The organism is Nocardiopsis mangrovi (assembly GCF_042653925.1).
Classification (GTDB): domain Bacteria; phylum Actinomycetota; class Actinomycetes; order Streptosporangiales; family Streptosporangiaceae; genus Nocardiopsis_B; species Nocardiopsis_B mangrovi.
Genome location: NZ_JBHSFQ010000073.1, coordinates 1 through 4,632 on the forward strand (window position 1 = coordinate 1; position 4,632 = coordinate 4,632).

3 protein-coding genes are annotated in these 4,632 nt (G+C 72.0%); 2 read left to right on the forward strand and 1 reads right to left on the reverse strand.

Annotated elements, in window-relative coordinates:
* Positions 1-873: 873 nt before the first annotated feature.
* Both ACFO4E_RS29935 and ACFO4E_RS29940 read left to right on the forward strand, forming a co-directional pair.
* Complete coding sequence (locus ACFO4E_RS29935; RefSeq protein ID WP_378580655.1) at positions 874-1,815, forward strand: cyclase family protein; 942 nt, start codon at positions 874-876, stop codon at positions 1,813-1,815.
* 304 nt (positions 1,816-2,119) lie between these two features.
* Positions 2,120-3,076 carry a cyclase family protein gene (locus ACFO4E_RS29940; RefSeq protein ID WP_378580658.1) on the forward strand — a complete coding sequence of 319 codons (957 nt, stop codon included), beginning with the start codon at positions 2,120-2,122 and terminating at the stop codon, positions 3,074-3,076.
* 336 nt (positions 3,077-3,412) lie between these two features.
* Here ACFO4E_RS29940 and ACFO4E_RS29945 read toward each other — a convergent pair.
* On the reverse strand, positions 3,413-4,632 hold a 1,220-nt coding region (locus tag ACFO4E_RS29945; RefSeq protein ID WP_378580661.1), incomplete at its 5' end, for an ATP-binding protein.

The window sequence follows — 4,632 nt, forward strand, 5'->3', positions numbered from 1 at the left end:
GAACGCCGAGCGCGCGATCCGGCACCCCACGCGACCGCGACCGCCCGGAGTACCGGGCACCACATCGCACGGGCACACGCGACCGCCGCCCGGGCCCCTGACCGCCGTCGCTGCCCGCTCTAACCGGAGCACCTGCCCACGGAAGGTATCCGCGCGGTCCCCGTTCCCCCTCCGCCGTCGCTGCTCGCTTTAACGCGAGGGCGAGATCGCACGAGGAGTCCGGCGCGGCGCTTTCGCTGCCTTGCGTCGCCGCCCGCTTGAAGCCCGATCCCCACGGGCACCGCGGGCTCCGCGTCGCTGCGGTCTCGCTCCTGCCGTCGCCGCTTGCCTGAACAGTCGCCGCCGCGACGGCTGAATCGTTGTGCTGCCCCTCCGTTCCCCGTGTGTCCTCTGCGTCCGCGTCCTTCCGCTTCCGCCTCCTGTTCGGCCCTCCTTGTCCCTGTCTTCCCGCTCTCGTCCGTCCGCCGCCTGCCCGTATCGCACTGCTCGGTGCCTCGGTGCCTCGGTGTCTCGGTGTCTCCGTGGCCGTGTGTTCGCCGTGTCCACGCCGTATCGGTGGCGTGGGCCGCCTGTCCCCGCTGCCTTTGTGGCGGGGTTCTACCGGTGATCCCCTGTGGGATAGGCGACTCGCGGTCGCTCACTCGCCGTGGCCGGTTGTTGAACGGTGCACCCCATGGTTGAAACGGACGAGCAAGGTCCGAATGGACGCCATGGGTCCGCTTGTGACCTGCGCGGATGGACGCGGAATGTCTCGACATCCGACCGAATCGTGTCTTACGATCATCAGGCTACGGAGAAGATTCAGACTCCAGACGATTATCAGTGTTCGTATGACTGACCGAAGGGGTGGGGCCCGTGTGCGGTGCCGATGTGATGGGACAGATCGACTACGGCGAGTCGGGTGCCAAGCCCCTCGGGGACGCCAATCCGCACGTGCGCCGAGCGGGTAAGGACGGCAGGGTGCAGGTCGCCGGCGAGGTCGAGGCTCCCCGCTCGCGGGTGTCCTCGGGGCTGTTCTCGCGGCGCAACATGTTCAAGCTCGGCGGCGCGGGGGGAGCCGCCGCGGTGCTGTCCATACTGCCGACCGGCGCCGCCGCCTACGCCGAGAGCCGGGGTCTCGCCGACGCCACGGTCACCGACCTCACCCACACCCTGAGCCCGGACTTCCCGATCTTCTACCCGCTCTCCGACCCGCCCAGCTACGAACCGCACCACGTCATCGGTGAGGCGGGGTTCAACACGCTGATCATGACGCTCGACGAGCACAGCGGCACGCACATCGACGCCCCCGCCCACTTCAAGGACGGCCAGGGCCCCTACGTCGACGAGATCGAGCCCAACCAGCTCATCGCCCCGCTGCGCGTCATCCGCATCGCCGACCGCGCCGCCGAGGACGACAACACCCTGGTCAGCGTCGGCGACATCCGGCGCCACGAGCGCACCCACGGCAGGATCCCCAATGGCGCGTTCATCGCCATGGACTCGGGGTGGAGTGCGCGGGTGGACCGGCCGGGCGAGTACCTCAACGAGCAGCCCGACGGCACCTTCCGCTGGCCCGGCTTCGGCGCCGACGCCACCGCCTTCCTGGTCGACAAGCGCGGCATCGTGGGGCTCGGCGTCGACACCACGAGCCTGGACGCGGGCATCAACGAAGGCCCGGAGTGCCACCAGATCCTGCTGCCCACGGGCCACTACGGGATCGAGAACCTGAATAACCTGGGCAGCGTCCCCGACCGCGGCGCGACCATCGTCGTCGGCGCTCCCAAGCACCGCGGCGGCTTCGGCGGCCCGGCCCGGATCTTCGCCCTCACCTGATTCCACGGCCTCCCCGCGACGGCCCCGCCCTTCCCAGGGCGGGGCCGTCGCCGTGTCGAGGGGAGTTTCGCGTTCCCGGGTGGGCGGGGTTGCCCGGCGATCCCGTGCGCGAGTGCAGGGCGGACGCGCGAGGGTGCCGAAGAGCCGGGGGGAGCGGCCGCGGGGCTGGGTCCACTAAACGGACCGGTTCTTCTCAGATCAAGTGGACAGGTGAGTGTCAGATACCTTAGGGTCATCAGTGCTGGAAGAGCGCTCTACAGCCGCAACAACAACGGCCACCATTCCTCCCCATGAAGGGCCTGTCATGTGCGGTGCAGATGTCATGCGGCAGATCGACTACGGAACGTCCCCCGGCCTGCCCGTGGGTGATGCCAACCCCTACGTCCGGCGTACGGGGCCCAACGGCACCATCCAGATCTCCGGGGACCCGGAAGCCGAACGCAGGTCGATGGCCGGGCGCGCGTTCTCCCGGCGCAACATGTTCCGCTTCTCCGGGGCCACCGGGATCGCCGCCGCGCTGTCGATGCTCCCCACCGGCGTGGCCGCCCACGCCGACACCAGCGGTGTGCTCACCGGCAGGGTCAAGGACCTCACCCACACGATCAGCCCGGACTTCCCCTACTTCCACCCGACCATGGAGCAACCGCTCTTCGAACAGACCCACACCATCGAAGAGCACGGCTTCGATTCCTACAGCGTGACCCTCGGCGAGCACTTGGGAACCCACATCGACGCCCCCTCCCACTTCGTGCGGGGCGGTGCCACGATCGACGAGATGCCCGTCGAGAGCCTGGTGGCGCCCCTGTGTGTGCTCCGCATCGCCGACCGCGCCGCCGAGGATCCCGACACCGTCGTCACGGTCGGCGACATCCGCGCGCACGAGCGCCGGTACGGCGCGATCCCCAACGGGGCGTTCGTCGCCATGGACTCCGGGTGGGCCGCGCGGGTCGACGTCCCGGACGCGTTCCTCAACGAGGGCTCCGACGGGCTCTTCCACTGGCCCGGGTTCTCGCCCGAGGCATCCGCCTACCTGGTGGAGAGGCGCTCCATCGTGGGCGCCGGCGTCGACACCACCGGCCTCGACCAGGGGATCGCCGAGGCCCCGGACGCCCACCAGATCCTGCTTCCCGCGGGACTGTACGCGGTGGAGTGCCTGAACAACCTCGACACCGTCCCATCGCGCGGGGCGACCATCGTGGTGGGCGCGCCGAAGAACCGCGGCGGCTCGGGCGGCCAGGTCCGCGTCTTCGCCTTCGTCTGACACGATGACGGCGGCGGCGGTGCGGTGGCGGCACCGCACCGCCGCCCGCCGTCTCCACCCGGTCGCCCGCGCCGCCGGGCAAGGACGGGGCGCGGCGTCGCGTCGCGATCCGGGTGGCCTTGGGCGGCGGCACCGCACCCGCGGATGCCGCCGCCCGAGGTTGTGTCGGGGGCGGATCGGGGGCGTGCAGGCCCCGATCGAAGCCGTGCGGGGCCGGTCGGGGGCCGTGGGGGCCGTGTGCAATCCGTCCCGGACGCTTCGGGATCCGCCCCGCCCCGCACTTCCCTGCCCCGCACTTCCCTGCCGTGAACAGGCCGGCCCCGCCCGCCCCCCGGCTCAGGAGCCGATCGCGCAGATCGCCGCCCCCGAAGCCAGGGTGTCTCCCGTGGCGGCCGCGAGCCCGCTCACCGGTCCCGAACGGTGGGCCGTGATCTGCTGCTCCATCTTCATGGCCTCGATGACCAGGATGAGGTCGCCCTCCTCGACGGTGTCGCCATCGGCGACCGCGACCTTGACCACGGTGCCCTGCATCGGCGAGGCCAGCACCGCGCCCGACGCCGCGCCCCCCGCCGCCCCCGTTCGGGCGGAGCGCCGCGGGCGCGCGCGGGCCGGGCCGGCCGCGGGGGCCCCGGACCCGATCCCGGCCCCGACTCCGGCGGCCGGGGCCAGCCCGGCCGGGAACGTCACCTCGATGCGCTTGCCGCCGATCTCCACCACGGCCGTGGCCCGCACGTCGGCGGCGTCGCCCTCCTCGGCCGGCGCACCCTCCCACGGGCCGATGCGCCCGGCGAAGTCGCTCTCGATCCAGCGGGTGTGCACCGTGAACGGACCGTCCCCGCCGCCGGTCTCCGGCGCGAACGCGGGGTCGGCCACGACCGCGCGGTGGAACGGCAGCGCGGTCGCCATCCCGCCCACCTCGAACTCCGCCAGGGCGCGCGCGGCGCGCTCCAGCGCCTGGCGCCGGTCCCGGCCGGTCACGATCAGCTTGGCCAGCAGCGAATCCCAGTTCGCGCCGATGACCGACCCGGCCTCGACCCCGGAGTCCAGGCGGACGCCCGGCCCCGACGGCGGCCGCCACACCGACACCGTGCCCGGAGCGGGGAGGAACCCGCGTCCCGGGTCCTCCCCGTTGATCCGGAACTCCAGCGCGTGCCCGCGCACCTGCGGGTCGGTGTAGCCCAGCTCCTGCCCCTCGGCGATGCGGAACATCTCCCGCACCAGGTCGATGCCGGTCACCTCCTCCGTGACCGGGTGCTCGACCTGGAGCCGGGTGTTGACCTCCAGGAAGGAGACCGTGCCGTCGGTGCCGATGAGGAACTCGCACGTGCCGGCGCCGACATAGCCGGCCTCGCGCAGGATGTCCTTGGACGCCCGGTACAGCGCCGCGCGCTGCTCCTCGGTGAGGTAGGGCGCGGGGGCCTCCTCGACTAGTTTCTGGTGGCGGCGCTGGAGGGAGCAGTCGCGGGTGGAGACCACGACGACGTTGCCGTGGGCGTCGGCCAGGCACTGGGTCTCGACGTGGCGGGGGCGGTCGAGGTAGCGCTCGACGAAGCACT

Bases quoted from the DNA above. Each gene is read 5' to 3' on its own strand.
- ACFO4E_RS29935 (WP_378580655.1), top strand. From the start codon at position 874: ATGGGACAGATCGACTACGGCGAGTCGGGTGCCAAGCCCCTCGGGGAC.
- ACFO4E_RS29940 (WP_378580658.1), top strand. From the start codon at position 2,120: ATGTGCGGTGCAGATGTCATGCGGCAGATCGACTACGGAACGTCCCCC.